The sequence below is a fragment of the Pseudomonas sp. NFX1 genome, assembly GCF_051123555.1.
Lineage (GTDB): Bacteria > Pseudomonadota > Gammaproteobacteria > Pseudomonadales > Pseudomonadaceae > Aquipseudomonas > Aquipseudomonas capeferrum.
The window spans coordinates 4,678,339-4,695,708 of the sequence record NZ_CP169366.1 but is presented as its reverse complement, the minus strand read 5'-3'; the positions used below and the strand labels follow the sequence as shown (position 1 = coordinate 4,695,708).

Here is a 17,370-nt window from a genome sequence, read left to right as displayed (position 1 = left end):
TTGTATACAACTTTAAGCGCACAGACTAACCTTGTGCCCCTCTCGCGCTTCTTCATCCTGGAGTGGAACCCATGAAATCCTATGACGTGGTGATCATCGGCGGTGGCCCTGGTGGCTATAACGCGGCAATCCGTGCAGGCCAGCTGGGCCTGAGCGTTGCCTGTGTAGAAGGCCGCTCGACCCTCGGCGGCACCTGCCTCAATGTTGGCTGCATGCCATCCAAGGCGCTGCTGCATGCATCCGAGCTGTACGAAGCCGCCAGCGGCGATGAGTTCGCCCACCTCGGCATCGAAGTGAAGCCGACCTTGAACCTCGCCCAGATGATGAAACAGAAGGACGAGAGCGTGACCGGCCTGACCAAGGGCATCGAGTACCTGTTCCGTAAGAACAAGGTTGACTGGGTCAAGGGCTGGGGCCGGCTGGATGGCGTTGGCAAGGTCGTGGTCAAGGCCGAAGACGGCAGCGAAACCACGCTGCAGGCCAAGGACATCGTCATTGCCACCGGCTCCGAGCCCACGCCCCTGCCAGGCGTGACCATCGACAACCAACGCATCATCGACTCGACCGGTGCACTGTCCCTGCCCCAGGTGCCCAAGCACCTGATCGTCATCGGTGCCGGCGTGATCGGCCTGGAACTGGGTTCGGTCTGGCGCCGCCTGGGCAGCCAGGTCACCGTCATCGAATACCTCGACCGCATCTGCCCGGGCACCGATGAAGAAACCGCCAAGACCCTGCAAAAGGCCTTGGCCAAGCAAGGCATGAGCTTCAAGCTCGGCAGCAAGGTGACACAAGCCACGCCGTCGGCCGATGGCGTCAGCCTGACCCTGGAGCCCGCCGCCGGTGGCGACGCACAAACCGTGCAAGCCGACTACGTGCTGGTGGCCATCGGCCGCCGCCCGTACACCCAGGGCCTGAACCTGGAAAGCGTGGGCCTTTCGACCGACAAGCGCGGCATGTTGGGCAATGACCACCACCTCAGTTCGGTGCCCGGCATCTGGGTGGTCGGCGATGTCACCTCTGGCCCAATGCTCGCGCACAAGGCCGAAGATGAAGCGGTATCGTGCATCGAGCGCATCGCCGGCAAGGCCCATGAGGTCAACTACAACCTCATCCCTGGCGTCATCTATACCCGCCCGGAACTGGCCAGTGTCGGCAAGACCGAAGAACAGCTCAAGGCCGAAGGCCGCGCCTACAAGGTCGGCAAGTTTCCCTTCAGCGCCAACAGCCGCGCCAAGATCAACCACGAGACCGAAGGCTTCGCCAAAGTCATTGCCGATGCCAACACCGATGAAGTACTGGGCGTGCACCTGGTGGGCCCGAGCGTCAGCGAAATGATCGGCGAGTTCTGCGTAGCCATGGAGTTCTCGGCTTCGGCAGAAGACATCGCTCTCACCTGCCACCCCCACCCGACCCGCTCCGAGGCCTTGCGCCAGGCGGCGATGAATGTGGATGGGATGGCAATGCAGATCTGACAGAACGCGCTCAGGCAATGCTGCCCCGGCATTGCCTGATCCTCTGCGCTAACCACATAAGCTCACCTATAAGGAATCGGTTTCTTTAATGGAATGATATTCCGATGCCATTGTGATAGGTTTGTGCGGTAACGCTGTAGCCTTCATTGCATTTTCCACGGGAGCTCATCTCTCGCACATCAAGGAACAACTATGAGCAATGCGCTGGAACGCGGCCTGCACGCTATTGAGCTGTTGGCCGGGAAACGCACCGGGCTGCCTCTTCAGCAAGTTGCCGAAGCCTTGGACATTCCGCCGAGCGCGACTCACCGTATGCTTAATTGCTTGGTTGAACAGGGTTTTGTGCGCCAAGACCCTCAACACGGTAATTATGTTCTCGCCCTCAAGGTGGTATCGCTTGCACTGAAGCACCTGTCCCAGAGCGACATCGTCGACCTCGCCAAACCGATCCTTGAACGCCTTGCCCGTGTGTCTGGCGAACTGGTGCGTTTGAGCATTGTCGATGGCGACAACCTGGTGTGGATCTCCAAGGCGCAAGGCACGCGCTCCGGGCTTCGCTACGACCCTGATGCCGGTGCCGAAGCCAAACTCTGCTGCACAGCGTCGGGGCTTGCGTGGTTGAGCTGTCTGAGTGACGAACGCGCGCTGGAACTGGTTTACCGTCAAGGCCTGGCCAAAGCCGGTGAATATGGGCCCAACGCGGCGACCACGATCGAACAGCTGCTTAAACACCTGCAGCTCGCACGTGATCAAGGCTATGCGTCAGTTGACGAGAGTTTTGAAATTGGCGCGGCGGCGATGGCTATCGCAATCCTCGATTCGCAGCGACACGTCATCGGCGTGATCAGCATAGCCGGCCCAAGCGTTCGCTTGACCCAAGAGCGTATGAAGGCCCTCAAAGCGGCATTGTTCGAGGCCGCCGAAGAAATCACCGCAATCAGTCTGGACAGTCTTCCCAAGCTGTCGATGATGACCTCCCGGATCACCGAGCAGACCGACTGATCGGACCAACGATCGAACGCGGCCTGTCGTCCCGACGTGGCCGCCTCCTCTCCTCAAGCCCTGCTGTCGAATGCGTTAAGCCAAGCGCGCTGACTCCTGCCGACCAAAATCATAAATGGAATGCTTTTTACTTTTGGAATGATCTTCCATTTATGATAGTGTCATCACCGCCCACTGAGAAAGCCTGGTGTTCTGCAAAAGATGCCGCTGCCAGAAAAGGCGTTCTGATAAAAACAAAAACAGGAGTCATCTATGTCGAGTTCTCCCAACCTTGATGTCAGCACCTTCATGGACGCTAGAAAAATGAGCGCCAGGCAATGGCTGGTGCTGCTTCTGGGCTTCATGGTGCTTGTCTTTGATGGGTTCGATACGACCTCGATCGGTTTCATAGCACCCGCACTGGTCGACGACTGGGGTTTGCAGCGACATGACCTTGGGCCCGTGATGATGAGCGGCCTGCTCGGGCTGGCTTTCGGCTCATTGACTGCAGGTTCGTTGGCAGATCGTTTTGGCCGCAGGCCGGTCATCATCGGTTCAGTGCTGCTGTTCGGCCTGTGGAGCCTGGCTTCGGCCTGGGCCACCGGGGTCGTCAGCCTGACAGTGCTGCGGTTTCTGACCGGGGTCGGTCTGGGTGCATCAATGCCGAATACCGCGACACTGATTTCCGAATTTGCACCCAAGCGTTACCGCTCTCATATGGTCTCTTTCATCTACTGCGGTTTCGCCTTTGGCGCAGCCCTGGGTGGCCTGGGCAGTGAGTGGCTGATCGCCCATTTTGGCTGGCGATCGGTATTGGTGGTCGGCGGTGTGCTGCCCATTGCCTTTGCGCTCCTGCTGCTTTTCAGCCTGCCGGAGTCCATCCGCTTTTTGGCCCAGAACAGTGCGTTGAAGGAACGTCTGATCAAGGAGATCAACAAAGTTGCCCCTGGCTTGGCCAACGCCCGTACCCGATTTCATATCAGCGAAGCGTCGATCAAACAGGCTGGCAAGGTCAGCGCGTTGTTCGCGTCCGGTTATAGCCTCGGTACCTGCATGATCTGGATCACGCTGTTCATGGGCTTGCTGACCATGTACTTGCTGTCGAGCTGGCTGCCGCTGCTGACCCGCGATGCCGGCCTTAGCATGGGCGATGCGGCACTGCTGGGCTCGTTGCTGCAAATCGGCGGCATGCTGGGCAACTTTACCGTCGGCATGAAGATGGACCGCTGGGATCACCATAAGGTGGTCGGCATTACGGTGTTCGGCGGTGGCGCCTGCGCGGTGCTAATCGCGCTGCAGCAGCCGACGATGCAGGTTCTCTGCCCGCTGATCCTGTTGCTGGGCTACTTCCTCAATGGCGTCAACGTCGGTGGCTATGCGTTGGCAGCCGCTTTCTACCCAACCCAGATCCGTGCCACCGGGGTGTGCTGGGCAACCGGCATCGGTCGCCTGGGCGCTATCAGCGGCGCCGGGATCGGCGCACTCATGCTGGCTGCCCAATGGGATTTCAGCCAGGTCTTCTTGTTCCTCGCCATCCCTTCCTTGCTCGGGGTCACGGCGCTATGGGTCAAAGGCCGTCAGCACAGAACGTCGGCGATTCCCACCCCAGCCAACTGAATTCCAGCGCGCTTAACCCCCTCTACGGAGACCTGCCATGCAAGCTAGCTATTCCATCGCCCAACTGACCGCTCTCGATTTCAGCCCGCCCGAAATCATCGAACTGGCTGCCCGCACCGGCTATCACCAGGCTGGCGTGCGGTTGTTACCCGTCGCGCCAGGGGCCGTCGCCTATCCACTGATGGATGACGCACGCATGCTGCGTGAAACGCTCGCGCGGATGAACGACACCGGCGTGAAGGTCTTCGATCTGGAACTGATACGCCTCGATGCCCAATTCGATCTGCAACGTTACCTGCCGTTTTTCGAGGTTGGTGCGCAGCTAGGGGCCAAGGCGGTACTGGTAGCCGGCGACGATCCGGAGCAAGGCCGACTTGTAGAGCACTACGCTCGGCTATGCGACGCAATGCAACCATTCGGCCTCTCAGCAGACCTCGAATTCATGCCGTGGACGGCCGTCAATGACCTGGCCAGTGCTCTGCATATTGTGGAACAGGCCGATCGAGTCAACGGCGGCATCCTGGTAGACGCCCTGCATTTTGATCGTTCAGACAGCCGCTTCGAGGATTTGCAGCGAATCCCAGCGCAGTGGCTGCACTACGCACAAATATGCGACGGCCCTGCGATGCGCCCCGACACCCATGAGGGACTGATCCAGGCGGCGCGCTGCGGGCGTTTGCTACCGGGGGAAGGTGACATCGATCTGGCCAGGATATGGCGCAGCCTGGCAGCCGCGGTTCCGGTCAGTGTCGAGATCCCGAATGACCGCAGGGTCGCGCAAGTGGGGGTAGAGGCTTGGGCCCGAGAGGCGTTGGCGGCAGCCAAGGCAATCATTGAGCCGCTGTAAATCATTGACGCTGACCAAGCCCACTACACCAGGAGACCTCTTGATGCTTACCGACACTTCCCTGCACACCACGGTGGACTGCGATGTCCTGATCATCGGCTCCGGTGCAGCCGGGCTTAGCGCAGCCGTGACTGCCGCGTGGCATGGTCAGCGGGTGATCGTGGTCGAGAAGGATGAGGTGTTCGGCGGCGCCACCGCCTGGTCGGGTGGCTGGATGTGGGTGCCGTGCAATCCGTTGGCTCAGCGCGCCGGGATCATTGAGGACCGCTCGCTGCCACGCACCTATCTTGAACACGAATTGGGTGACCACTTCGACCCGACCATGATCGATGCCTTTCTCGAAGCAGGGCCCAACATGGTCTCCTTTTTTGAGCGCCACACCGCTTTGCAATTCGCCGACGGGAACGCAATTGCTGACATCCACGGGGATACACCCGGCGCCGGAACCGGCGGTCGGTCGGTGATCGCAGCCCCTTACAATGCCTACGCGGTAGGCAAACTGCTAAAGCGGCTGCGCAAGACGATGCGCGAAACCTCGTTCATGGGCATGCCGATCATGGCCGGCCGTGACCTGACTGCCTTCCTCACCCTGACACGCTCCTGGCGTTCGCTGCTGCACGTGACCCAACGCTTGGGCAAACACTTGATCGACCTTGCGCTCAAGGGGCGCGCCATGCACCTCGTCAACGGCGTCGCCTTGATCGCCCGCCTGGCCAAGTCAGCCGAAGACCTTGGCGTACAGCTCTGGGAGTCAGCGCCGGCCACTGATCTGATCCATGAACACGACCGGGTCGCCGGCGCCGTGGTCGAAACAGCAAAAGGCCGTATCGCCATTCGGGCACGCAAGGGTGTGGTGCTGGCTGCAGGTGGCTTTGCCAATGACATCGAACGACGCAAGGCACTGTTCCCGCGCACGCCAACTGGCCATGAACATCTGGCGTTGCCGCCTCTGGGCGTCAATGGCGATGGTTTGCGCCTGGGCGAGAGCGTCGGCGGCCAGGTCGCTGAAGACCTGGCCAGTGCCGCCGCTTGGGCGCCCGTGTCTCGAGTGCCTTACAAGGACGGCAGCGCCGGCCACTTTCCGCATATCATCGAACGCGGCAAGCCCGGCATCATCGGCGTCCTCGCCAACGGCCAACGGTTCGTCAACGAAGCCAATGGCTACTATGACTATGTAGCAGCCATGGTCGCGGCCGCACCCGGCACCGAGGTCGCGTCCTGGTTGATCTGCACCCGCGCGTTTCAGCGGCGTTATGGGCTGGGCGTTTCCCGGCCTTTCCCACTGCCCGTTGAGCCATTCATCCGCTCGGGTTACCTGAAGACTGGCCACTCCATCGAGGCGTTGGCCTTGGCGTGCGGGATCGACCCCGCGGGCCTGAGCCAGACTGTGACCGAGTACAACCGCCACGCCCGCAACGGTGAAGACCCGCAGTTCGGACGCGGCACTACGCCCTACAACCGCAAGCAGGGTGATGCGCAGCACGCGCCAAATCCTTGCGTCGCGCCAATCGAGCAGGGCCCATTCTATGCGGTGAAGGTCGAGGCAGGCTGCTTCGGCACCTTCGCAGGCCTCAAGACCAATGCCCATGCGCAAGTCCTCAACACTGACGGGCAGCCGATTGCAGGCCTTTATTCAGCGGGGTCCGACATGGCCAGCATCATGGGCGGGCACTATCCGGCCGGCGGAATCAACCTGGGGCCAGCTGCAACCTTCGGCTATATCGCCGGGCGCCACCTGGCTGGCGCCACAGCCTACGAATAATGCCCGGCCTACAGGCCTTGAGCCTCGAGGGATCGCCCATGTCGTTTGCTTCCAAGCCCTTCGCCCTTACCACTCAGGAGAACGCACGATGAGCACCATCACCCCCCTTCCCCCACGCTGGGACCAGGAAGTCGACCTGTTGGTGTTCGGCGCAGGCACCGCCGGCATGACTACCGCGTTGATGGCCAAGCACCACGGGCTGGACGTGCTGCTGTGTGAAAAAACCGCTGCCGTGGGCGGCATCAGTGCGACCTCAGGCGGTACCACCTGGGTACCCGGCACCACCCAGAGCCAGCGCGCCGGGGTACCGGACAGCGTGGCAGATGCTGCAACCTTCCTTAAGGCGGTGGTCGGTGAGCGCGGTGGTGAAGCCTTACGCGAAGCCTTTCTGGCCAGCGGGCCGCAGGCAATTGACGAGTTGGAGCGCATCAGCGAAGTCAAATTCGTGGCCGCCGCCGCCCACCCCGACTACGTCAGCGGCCCAGGAGCAGCGTTCGGTGGCCGCGCCCTGGCACCACTCGCGTTCGACGCCAGGCTACTGGGGAAAGATTTCGCCCGCGTACGGCCACCACGCCCGGAGTTCATGGGGCTGGGCGGCATGATGGTGCCCCGCGCCGACCTGGACGCGCTGCTGTCGCCCTTTGCCTCGTTGAAAAACCTGAGCCGTACCCTGAGCGTTGTCGGCCGCTATTGCATCGACCGCCTGAGCCACCCCCGTGGCACCAACCTGGTGATGGGCAACGCCTTGGTTGCCCGACTGTTCTACAGCCTGCGCCAGCGCAACGTTGCCATTCGTTTTGAAACGCCCTTGCACGACTTGATCCAGGAGAACGGCAAGGTGGTGGGCGCTGTGGTGCTGCACAATGGCCAGCCCCAGCGCATCCGCGCCCGCCGAGGCGTGGTGATGGCCACCGGCGGCGTGACCCGCCACCCGACGTTGCGCAAGCAACTGTTCCCGGCCGCGGCCCAACCCCTTTCACTGGCGCCCTTGACCCATACCGGCGACGGCATCGATCGCGCGCTGAAGGCTAACGCCCAGCTCGACAACGGCCACGACAGCCCCGGTCTATGGATGCCCTGCTCGATCCGCACAAGCAAGGACGGCTACCAGGCCGTCTGGCCACACATCCTGCTAGACCGTGCCAAGCCAGGGCTGATCGCAGTCAACCGCCGGGGCCTGCGCTTCGTCAATGAGTCGGACTCCTACCACGACTTCGTCATGGGCATGCTCGCCGATGGCAGCCCCACCGCCCACCTGATCTGCGATGAAGCCTTCTTGCGCCGCTATGGCCTGGGCCTGGTGATGCCGCTGCGCACCGCCGTCAACATCGCCAGCTTCGTCAAGGCCGGCTACCTGGTCAAAGCCAGCACGCTGGCCGAGCTTGCCAGCAAGCTCAAGATCGATGCCGAGGGGCTCGCAAACACGGTCAACACCTACAACGCCTCCGCCGCACACGGTGAAGACCCGGCATTCAACCGTGGCAGCAGCCCCATGAACCGTCACAATGGCGACCCGCAGCAAACGCCCAGCCCCTGCGTGCGCCCGCTGGGCGAGGGGCCCTACTATGCCGTCACCGTGCAACCCGCCGACCTCGCCTGCAGCGCAGGCTTGAGCGGCAACGCCGACGGCCAGGTGCTGGACACCCAAGGCCAGGTGATCGAGGGGCTCTACGCCTGCGGTAATGACCTGGCCTCGATTTTTCGCGGCACCTACCCAGGCCCAGGCACCACCCTGGGGCCTGCGATTGTGTTCGGCTGGCGAGTGGCCCGGCATGCGGCGGGGTTGGAGGGTGCCAAGAGGGGCATGGCAGAAGCGGTCAAGGTGACGGCATGCTCAGCGGAGAGTGCTAAAGCAGGGGGTGTAACGGTGCAGCAGGAGTAAAACCGTACAAAAAAAGGGAGCCAGTGACGGCTCCCTCTCTCTGCGACGGTTTTAATTGTGTCGCGACAGTTTCAGTTCTCTAAAACCACCACGCCATTAACCGCTGCGGCTTACTCGACCGTCACCGATTTCGCCAGGTTACGCGGCTGGTCAACGTCGGTGCCCTTGAGCACGGCGACGTAGTACGACAGCAGCTGCAGCGGAATGGTGTACAGGATCGGCGCCAGGGCGTCCGCGATGTGCGGCACCTTGATCACGTGGGTGCCTTCACCGTTGGTCATGCCAGCGTGCTCGTCGGCGAACACCACCAGCTCACCGCCACGGGCACGTACTTCCTGCAGGTTGGACTTGAGCTTCTCCAACAGTTCGTTGTTCGGCGCCACGGTGACCACCGGCATGTCGTTATCCACAAGCGCCAACGGGCCGTGCTTCAGCTCGCCTGCCGGGTAGGCTTCGGCGTGGATGTAGGAGATCTCCTTGAGCTTGAGTGCACCTTCCATCGCTACCGGGTACTGGGCGCCACGGCCCAGGAACAGGGTGTGGTGCTTGTCGGCGAACAGTTCGGCGATCTTCTCGACGGTCGCGTCCATGGCCAGTGCCTCGCCCAGGCGAGTAGGCAAGCGGCGCAATTCTTCAACCAGCTCGGCTTCTACACCGGCTTCGAGGGTACCGCGCACCTGGCCCAGGGCCAGGGTCAGCAGCATCAGCGAAACCAGCTGGGTGGTGAATGCCTTGGTCGAGGCAACACCGATTTCCGGGCCGGCCAGGGTCAGCAGGGTCAGGTCAGATTCGCGCACCAGCGAGCTGATGCCGACGTTGCAGATGGCCAGGCTGCCGAGGAAGCCCAGCTCCTTGGCATTGCGCAGGGCGGCCAGGGTGTCGGCGGTCTCACCGGATTGCGAGATCGAGACGAACAGGGTGTCTGGCTGGACCACGACCTTGCGGTAGCGGAACTCGCTGGCTACTTCGACCTGGCAAGGGATGCCGGCCAGGCTTTCGAGCCAGTAACGGGCAACCATGCCGGCGTGGTAGCTGGTACCGCAAGCGACGATCTGCACATTGCGAACCTTGGCAAACAGTTCGGCGGCATTCGGGCCGAAGGCCTGGACCAGCACATTGTCCTTGCCCAGGCGGCCTTCCAGCGTGCGCTGGACCACGCTTGGCTGCTCGTGGATTTCCTTGAGCATGAAGTGACGGTAGGTACCTTTGTCGGCCGCCTCAGCGCCTTCGTGGTACTGCACGGTTTCACGCTGGACCTTGGTGCCGGCCTGGTCCCAGATGCTGACCTGGTCACGGCGGATCTCGGCGATGTCGCCTTCTTCCAAGTACATGAAACGGTCGGTGACCTGGCGCAGTGCCAACTGGTCCGAAGCCAGGAAGTTCTCGCCAAGGCCGAGGCCGATCACCAGCGGGCTACCGCTGCGAGCGGCTACCAGGCGGTCTGGCTGTTTGGCACTGATCACGGCCAGGCCATAGGCACCGTGCAGGCGCTTCACAGCGGCCTTCAGCGCATCGGTCAGGTCCGGGACAGTCTTGAGCGTGTGGTGGATCAGGTGAACGATGACTTCGGTATCGGTCTGCGAAGTGAATACGTAGCCGAGCTCTTTCAGCTCTTCACGCAGCTCTTCGTGGTTTTCAATGATGCCGTTGTGCACGACCGCCACTTCACTGGCCGAGAAGTGGGGGTGGGCGTTGCCTTCGGTTGGCGCGCCATGGGTGGCCCAACGGGTGTGGGCGATGCCCAACTGGCCGGTGAGGGGGTCGGCGGCGACGGCAGCTTCCAGCTCGCTGACTTTACCGATACGGCGGCGACGCTCCAGCTCACCTTGCTGGCTGAAGACAGCCAGGCCGGCACTGTCGTACCCGCGGTATTCGAGGCGCTTGAGGCCTTCGATCAGAATGGCGGTGATATTACGCTCGGCTACGGCACCAACGATTCCACACATGGTTATTGCTCCTGGCTGATCGCGGCGCAAATCAGGTTGATGCCGCGGGCTTGAATGTGTTCGCGTGCCGCTGCGGGCAGGCGTTCGTCTGTAATAAGGGTATTCACGCTGCCCCAGGGCAGCTCGAGGTTAGGGATCTTGCGCCCTACCTTGTCGGACTCGACCATCACGATCACTTCCCGGGCCACCTCGGCCATGACTCGGCTCAGGCCAAGCAGCTCGTTGAAGGTGGTGGTACCTCGGTTGAGGTCGATGCCATCGGCACCGATGAACAGCTGGTCGAAATCGTAGGAACGCAACACCTGCTCGGCCACCTGCCCCTGGAACGACTCGGAGTGCGGGTCCCAGGTGCCCCCGGTCATCAGCAGCACCGGTTCATGTTCCAGGTCGCTGATGGCGCGGGCCACGTTCAATGAGTTGGTCATCACCACCAGGCCCGGCTGGCGGCCCAGTTCAGGGATCATCGCAGCAGTGGTGCTGCCGCTGTCGATGATGATCCGCGCATGTTCGCGGATACGCCCTACAGCAGCGCGGGCAATGGCCTTCTTGTAGGCGGACACGGGCTGGGTAGGTTCGCCGAGCAACTCTTGCGGCACCGGCACCGCACCGCCGTAGCGACGCAATAGCAGGCCATTGGTTTCCAGGGCTGCGAGGTCCTTGCGAATGGTGACTTCTGACGTTTCGAAGCGCTTGGCCAACGCGTCCACACTCACCTCGCCCTGCTCGCTGAGCATGGCCAGGATGTTGTGCCGGCGTTGGGGGGTGTTACGTTTCGACATGAGCGCTTAAGTTTCGATTCGAAAGATAATGGTTGCAATCAAAACCTAAGACGCTCGTTTCGTCAAGCGCCATGAACTGTGGATAAGTCTGTTGCCGTCTGCTTCGCGACCCTTTCGCGACCCAGCAGGTGGCGCGTATCCCTGTAGGAGCGGCCTCGCGTCGCGAAAGGAGGGCAAAGCCCTCCCAGCTTTCCAACAGCCCAAAAAAAGCCGACCCATTCACACAGGTCGGCTTTCGATCGAAACAACTGTGTATAACTCAGTTCTTCTTGATCTTCTCCGGCCGCTTCCAGCCGTCGATGTTGCGCTGACGCGCGCGGCCCACAGCGAGCTGCCCTGCTTCGACCGTCTGGGTGATGGTCGAGCCTGCCGCAGTAGTAGCACCAGCCTGGATATCCACAGGCGCCACCAACGAGTTGTTCGAGCCGATGAACACGTCTTCGCCCATCACCGTCTTGAACTTGTTGGCGCCATCGTAGTTGCAGGTGATGGTGCCAGCACCGATGTTGGTGCGCGCACCGATTTCGGCATCGCCCAGGTAGCTCAGGTGGCCGGCCTTGGCGCCCTCACCCAGGTGAGCGTTTTTCAGTTCGACAAAGTTACCCACATGGGCCTTGGCATCCAGCACGCTGCCCGGGCGCAGGCGCGCGAACGGGCCAGCATCGCTACCCTCGCCCATCACCGCACCTTCGATGTGGCTGTTGGCCTTGACCACGGCACCCTTGCGCAGGGTGCTGTTCTTGATCACGCAATTGGGGCCGATTTCTACATCGTCCTCGATCACTACCTGGCCTTCGAGGATCACGTTGATGTCGATCAGGACATCACGGCCTACGGTCACTTCACCGCGCACATCGAACCGCGCCGGGTCGCGCAGGGTGACACCCTGGGCCATCAGGCGGCGGCCTGCACGCAACTGATAGTGGCGCTCCAGCTCGGACAGCTGGCGACGATCGTTGGCGCCCTGCACTTCCATCGGGTCATGGGGCTGCTCGGTCGCTACCACCAGGCCGTCGGACACCGCCATGGCGATGACATCGGTCAGGTAGTACTCGCCCTGGGCATTGTTGTTCGACAAACGGCTCATCCAGTCCGCCAGGCGCGCGGCAGGCAGGGCCAGAATACCGGTGTTGCCTTCCTTGATCGCTTTCTGCGCGTCGTTGGCATCCTTGTGCTCAACGATCGCCGTTACCTTGCCCTGCTCGTCACGCACGATACGGCCATAGCCGGTCGGGTCTTCGAGGGTGACCGTGAGCAGCCCCAGTTGCTGGTCGTTGGCCTTGGCCAAAAGACGCTGCAAGGTTTCCACTTCGATCAACGGCACATCGCCGTACAGCACCAGCACGGTGTCTGCGGTCAACGCCGGCAGCGCCTGAGCCACGGCATGGCCTGTACCCAGCTGCTTGTCCTGCATGACGAAGTTCAGGTCGTCAGCTGCCAGGCGCTCACGTACCTGCTCGGCACCGTGGCCAATGACCACGTGGATACCTTGCGGCTGAAGCTGGCGCGCGCTGTGGATAACATGGCCGAGCATGGAGTTGCCGGCAACCGGGTGCAGTACCTTGGGCAGCGCCGAGCGCATGCGGGTACCTTGGCCGGCGGCGAGAATAACGATATCGAGTGACATTACTGGCTACCAATCCTGGGCGGTCAGTGAAATGACCGGGGGGGGAAATCAAAAAAAGAAAAAGGGTAGCCGAGGCTACCCTTTTACTCAATCGCAACAGAAGTCATCAGCCGTGGCCGATTACTTGCCTTTGCGCATTTGCTGGACGGTACGCAGCTGAGCTGCGGCCTCGGCCAGACGTGCGGCGGCGGCGCCGTAGTCGAAGTCCGCGCCTTTCGTATTCAGGGCGTTCTCGGCAGCCTTGAGGGCTTCCTGAGCCTGCGCTTCATCCAGGTCTGCAGCACGTTGCACGGTATCGGCAAGCACCTTGACCATGTTCGGCTGAACCTCGAGGAAACCACCAGAGATGTAGAACACCTCTTGTGCGCCACCCTGCTTGGTCAGCGTGATCGGACCTGGCTTCAGATTGGTGATCAGCGGCGCGTGGCCTGGAGCGATACCAAGATCACCCAGGTTACCGTGCGCAACCACCATCTCGACCAGACCGGAGAAAATTTCTCCTTCCGCGCTGACGATATCGCAATGGACTGTCATAGCCATCTGCTTGCCTCAACCTGATAGCGCCCCTTGCGGGGCGCAGGAATTACAGTTTCTTGGCTTTCTCGATCGCTTCGTCGATGCTGCCGACCATGTAGAACGCTTGTTCTGGCAGGTGGTCGTAGTCACCTTTGAGGATGCCGCTGAAGCCAGCGATGGTGTCTTTCAGGGAAACGTACTTGCCTGGCGAACCGGTGAAGACTTCGGCCACGAAGAACGGCTGCGACAGGAAGCGCTGGATCTTACGAGCGCGGGCTACCAGTTGCTTGTCGGTCTCGGACAGTTCGTCCATACCCAGGATCGCAATGATGTCCTTCAGCTCTTTGTAGCGCTGCAGAACATACTGAACGCCACGAGCAGTGTCGTAGTGCTCGTTGCCGATCACGTTCGGGTCCAGCTGGCGCGAAGTCGAGTCCAGTGGATCGACCGCTGGGTAGATACCCAGGGAGGCGATATCACGGGACAGAACGACGGTGGCGTCCAAGTGGGCGAAGGTGGTCGCTGGCGACGGGTCGGTCAAGTCGTCCGCAGGTACGTATACGGCCTGCACGGAGGTGATCGAACCTTCCTTGGTGGAGGTGATGCGCTCTTGCAGAACGCCCATCTCTTCAGCCAGGGTCGGCTGGTAACCTACTGCCGAAGGCATACGGCCCAGCAGTGCGGATACTTCGGTACCGGCCAGGGTGTAACGATAGATGTTGTCGACGAACAGCAGAACGTCGTTACCTTCGTCACGGAACTTCTCAGCCATGGTCAGGCCGGTCAGCGCTACGCGCAGACGGTTTCCTGGTGGCTCGTTCATCTGACCGTAGACCAGCGCTACTTTGTCGAGAACGTTGGAGTCCTTCATCTCGTGGTAAAAGTCGTTACCCTCACGAGTACGCTCACCCACACCAGCGAACACGGAGTAACCACTGTGTTCCATGGCGATGTTACGGATCAGTTCCATCATGTTTACGGTCTTGCCGACACCGGCACCACCGAACAGACCAACCTTACCACCCTTGGCGAACGGGCAAACCAGGTCGATAACCTTGATGCCGGTTTCCAGCAGGTCGTTGCCGCCTGCCTGGTCAGCGAACGAAGGCGCTGGCTGGTGGATACCGCGACGCTCTTCTTCACCGATCGGGCCGGCTTCGTCGATCGGGTTGCCCAGTACGTCCATGATACGGCCGAGAGTGGCCTTACCAACAGGAACGGAAATGGCAGCACCGGTGTCGACGACATCCAGACCGCGCTTCAAGCCTTCGGTGGAGCCCATCGCAATGGTACGAACCACGCCGTCGCCCAGCTGCTGCTGAACTTCGAGGGTGGTTTCCGCGCCTTGTACTTTCAGCGCGTTGTATACACTCGGCACGACGTCACGTGGAAATTCCACGTCGATGACGGCGCCGATGATTTGAACGATACGTCCGCTACTCATAGCTGGATCCTCTGAATATATGAACCGTTAAACCGCGGCAGCGCCGCCGACGATTTCCGAGATCTCCTGGGTGATCGCAGCCTGACGCGCCTTGTTGTAGATCAATTGCAGCTCTTTGATCAAATCACCGGCGTTGTCTGTGGCGTTTTTCATCGCGATCATCCGGGCCGCTTGTTCAGCAGCGTTGTTCTCGACCACCGCCTGGTATACCTGCGACTCCACGTAACGCACCATCAAGCCGTCCAGCAGCTCTTTTGCGTCGGGTTCGTACAGGTAGTCCCAGTGGTGCTTGAGTTCCTGATCCGGGGTTGCCACCAACGGTACCAATTGCTCGACCGTTGGCTTCTGGGTCATGGTGTTGATGAACTTGTTCGAAACCACCGAGAGGCGATCGATACGGCCGTCCATGTAGGCGTCCAGCATCACTTTGACGGAGCCGATCAGATCGTTGATCGATGGCTCTTCGCCCAAGTGGCTGATCGCTGCTACGACGTTGCCGCCAAAGATGCGGAAGAAAGTCGCACCCTTGCTGCCGATCACGCACAGGTCGATTTCCACGCCCTGTTCGCGGTTTGCGCTCATGTCCTTGACCAAGGCCTTGAACAGGTTGGTATTCAAGCCACCGCACAGACCACGGTCACTGCTCACCACGATATAACCGGCGCGCTTTACAGGGCGCTCGATCATGAACGGGTGGCGGTATTCCGGGTTGGCGTTGGCCAGATGACCGATCACCTGGCGGATACGCTCCGCGTAAGGACGGCTAGCAGCCATGCGCATTTGTGCCCTGCGCATCTTGCTGACCGCCACTTTCTCCATGGCGCTGGTAATTTTTTGCGTGCTTTTGATGCTCGCAATCTTACTGCGAATCTCTTTTGCGCCTGCCATGTATCACCTATCAGGTTAGCAAGCGGGGGCCAGGGCCCCCGCTGCGGCTTACCAGGTCTGGGTGGCCTTGAACTTCTCGATACCGGCTTTCAGGCCTGCGTCGATTTCGTCGTTGAAGTCACCCTTCACGTTGATCTTCGCCATCAGTTCAGCGTGATCACGGTTGAAGAAGGCGATCAGTGCTTGCTCGAAGCTGCCGATCTTGGAGACTTCTACGTCGGTCAGGAAGCCACGCTCAGCGGCGTACAGCGACAGGGCCATGTCCGCGATGGACATCGGCGCGTACTGCTTCTGCTTCATCAGCTCGGTAACGCGCTGACCATGCTCCAGCTGCTTGCGGGTCGCTTCGTCCAGATCGGACGCGAACTGGGCGAATGCAGCCAGTTCACGGTACTGAGCCAGCGCGGTACGAATACCACCGGACAGCTTCTTGATGATCTTGGTCTGAGCGGCACCACCTACGCGGGATACCGAAACACCGGCGTTCACTGCAGGGCGGATGCCCGAGTTGAACATGGCCGATTCCAGGAAGATCTGACCGTCGGTGATCGAGATCACGTTGGTCGGAACGAACGCGGAAACGTCGCCAGCCTGGGTTTCGATGATCGGCAGCGCGGTCAGGGAACCGGTTTTGCCAGTCACAGCACCGTTGGTGAACTTCTCGACGTACTCTTCCGAAACGCGCGATGCACGCTCCAGCAGACGGGAGTGGAGATAGAACACGTCGCCTGGGTATGCTTCGCGTCCTGGTGGACGGCGCAGCAGCAGGGAGATCTGACGGTAGGCAACAGCCTGCTTGGACAGGTCATCGTAAACGATCAGTGCGTCTTCACCGCGGTCACGGAAGAACTCGCCCATGGTGCAACCGGCGTATGGCGCCAGGAATTGCAGTGCGGCGGATTCCGAAGCACTGGCAACAACCACGATGGTGTTGGCCAGGGCGCCGTTTTCTTCCAGCTTGCGAACGATGTTGGCGACGGTGGAACGCTTCTGGCCGACAGCAACATAAACACAGAAAATACCGGAGTCTTTCTGGTTGATGATGGCGTCGATGGCCATGGCGGTCTTGCCGATCTGACGGTCACCGATGATCAGCTCACGCTGGCCACGGCCGACAGGGATCATGGCGTCGACGGATTTGTAGCCAGTCTGTACAGGCTGGTCTACCGACTTACGCCAGATCACGCCTGGAGCAACTTTCTCGACCGCGTCGGTCTGGGTGTTGCCCAGAGGACCTTTGCCGTCGATCGGGTTGCCCAGTGCGTCGACGACGCGGCCCAGCAGTTCCTTACCAACCGGAACTTCCAGGATGCGGCCGGTGCACTTGGCGCTCATGCCTTCGGCGAGGGTGTCGTATGCACCCAGGATCACTGCACCTACGGAGTCTTGCTCCAGGTTCAGTGCCATGCCGTAGACGCCGCCAGGGAACTCGATCATTTCGCCGTACATGACGTCGGCCAGACCGTGGATCCGCACGATACCGTCGGAAACCGAAACGACGGTACCTTCGTTACGGGCTTGGGAGCTCACATCGAGGTTGTCGATGCGGCCCTTGATGATTTCACTAATTTCGGAAGGATTGAGTTGCTGCATTGCTCTGCTGCCCCTT

13 protein-coding genes are annotated in these 17,370 nt (G+C 61.0%); 6 read left to right on the top strand and 7 right to left on the bottom strand.

Annotated elements, in window-relative coordinates; genetic code table 11:
• Nucleotides 1-71: 71 nt before the first annotated feature.
• The 6 genes from lpdA to DJ563_RS21095 all read left to right on the top strand — a co-directional run bounded on the left by lpdA (nucleotide 72) and on the right by DJ563_RS21095 (nucleotide 8,561).
• The gene (gene lpdA / locus DJ563_RS21120) at nucleotides 72-1,472 is read left to right on the top strand and encodes a dihydrolipoyl dehydrogenase (protein ID WP_434518285.1); all 1,401 of its coding nucleotides are present in this window, start codon (nucleotides 72-74) and stop codon (nucleotides 1,470-1,472) included.
• A 192-nt stretch (nucleotides 1,473-1,664) separates the two neighbouring features.
• The gene (locus DJ563_RS21115; protein WP_434518284.1) at nucleotides 1,665-2,474 is read left to right on the top strand and encodes an IclR family transcriptional regulator; all 810 of its coding nucleotides are present in this window, start codon (nucleotides 1,665-1,667) and stop codon (nucleotides 2,472-2,474) included.
• Nucleotides 2,475-2,726: 252 nt separating this feature from the next.
• Nucleotides 2,727-4,070: an MFS transporter gene (locus DJ563_RS21110; RefSeq protein WP_274097882.1), complete on the top strand. Its 1,344-nt coding sequence runs from the start codon at nucleotides 2,727-2,729 to the stop codon at nucleotides 4,068-4,070.
• A gap of 37 nt (nucleotides 4,071-4,107) precedes the next feature.
• Nucleotides 4,108-4,917 (top strand): sugar phosphate isomerase/epimerase family protein, encoded by an 810-nt coding sequence (locus DJ563_RS21105; RefSeq protein ID WP_434518283.1) that lies wholly within the window; start codon nucleotides 4,108-4,110, stop codon nucleotides 4,915-4,917.
• A gap of 43 nt (nucleotides 4,918-4,960) precedes the next feature.
• Nucleotides 4,961-6,679, top strand: coding sequence for an FAD-dependent oxidoreductase (locus DJ563_RS21100; RefSeq protein WP_434518282.1), 1,719 nt, complete (start codon nucleotides 4,961-4,963; stop codon nucleotides 6,677-6,679).
• 88 nt (nucleotides 6,680-6,767) lie between these two features.
• The gene (locus tag DJ563_RS21095; RefSeq protein ID WP_434518281.1) at nucleotides 6,768-8,561 is read left to right on the top strand and encodes an FAD-dependent oxidoreductase; all 1,794 of its coding nucleotides are present in this window, start codon (nucleotides 6,768-6,770) and stop codon (nucleotides 8,559-8,561) included.
• A 110-nt stretch (nucleotides 8,562-8,671) separates the two neighbouring features.
• Here the strand turns inward: DJ563_RS21095 and glmS are convergent, their stop codons facing one another.
• The 7 genes from glmS to atpA all read right to left on the bottom strand — a co-directional run bounded on the left by glmS (nucleotide 8,672) and on the right by atpA (nucleotide 17,354).
• A complete protein-coding gene (glmS, locus tag DJ563_RS21090) occupies nucleotides 8,672-10,507 on the bottom strand; it encodes a glutamine--fructose-6-phosphate transaminase (isomerizing) (protein ID WP_033702430.1) in 1,836 nt (611 codons plus the stop codon).
• Between the two features lie 2 nt (nucleotides 10,508-10,509).
• Nucleotides 10,510-11,286 carry a DeoR/GlpR family DNA-binding transcription regulator gene (locus DJ563_RS21085; RefSeq protein WP_033702431.1) on the bottom strand — a complete coding sequence of 259 codons (777 nt, stop codon included), beginning with the start codon at nucleotides 11,284-11,286 and terminating at the stop codon, nucleotides 10,510-10,512.
• Nucleotides 11,287-11,545: 259 nt separating this feature from the next.
• Nucleotides 11,546-12,913 (bottom strand): bifunctional UDP-N-acetylglucosamine diphosphorylase/glucosamine-1-phosphate N-acetyltransferase GlmU, encoded by a 1,368-nt coding sequence (glmU, locus tag DJ563_RS21080; protein WP_434518280.1) that lies wholly within the window; start codon nucleotides 12,911-12,913, stop codon nucleotides 11,546-11,548.
• A gap of 120 nt (nucleotides 12,914-13,033) precedes the next feature.
• Nucleotides 13,034-13,453 carry a F0F1 ATP synthase subunit epsilon gene (locus DJ563_RS21075; RefSeq protein ID WP_033702433.1) on the bottom strand — a complete coding sequence of 140 codons (420 nt, stop codon included), beginning with the start codon at nucleotides 13,451-13,453 and terminating at the stop codon, nucleotides 13,034-13,036.
• Nucleotides 13,454-13,496: 43 nt separating this feature from the next.
• Nucleotides 13,497-14,873, bottom strand: coding sequence for a F0F1 ATP synthase subunit beta (gene atpD / locus DJ563_RS21070; RefSeq protein ID WP_016489910.1), 1,377 nt, complete (start codon nucleotides 14,871-14,873; stop codon nucleotides 13,497-13,499).
• A gap of 27 nt (nucleotides 14,874-14,900) precedes the next feature.
• Nucleotides 14,901-15,761 (bottom strand): F0F1 ATP synthase subunit gamma, encoded by an 861-nt coding sequence (gene atpG / locus DJ563_RS21065; protein WP_033702434.1) that lies wholly within the window; start codon nucleotides 15,759-15,761, stop codon nucleotides 14,901-14,903.
• A 48-nt stretch (nucleotides 15,762-15,809) separates the two neighbouring features.
• On the bottom strand, nucleotides 15,810-17,354 hold the full coding sequence (gene atpA / locus DJ563_RS21060; RefSeq protein WP_012274911.1) for a F0F1 ATP synthase subunit alpha: 1,545 nt from the start codon (nucleotides 17,352-17,354) through the stop codon (nucleotides 15,810-15,812).
• Nucleotides 17,355-17,370 lie beyond the last annotated feature (16 nt).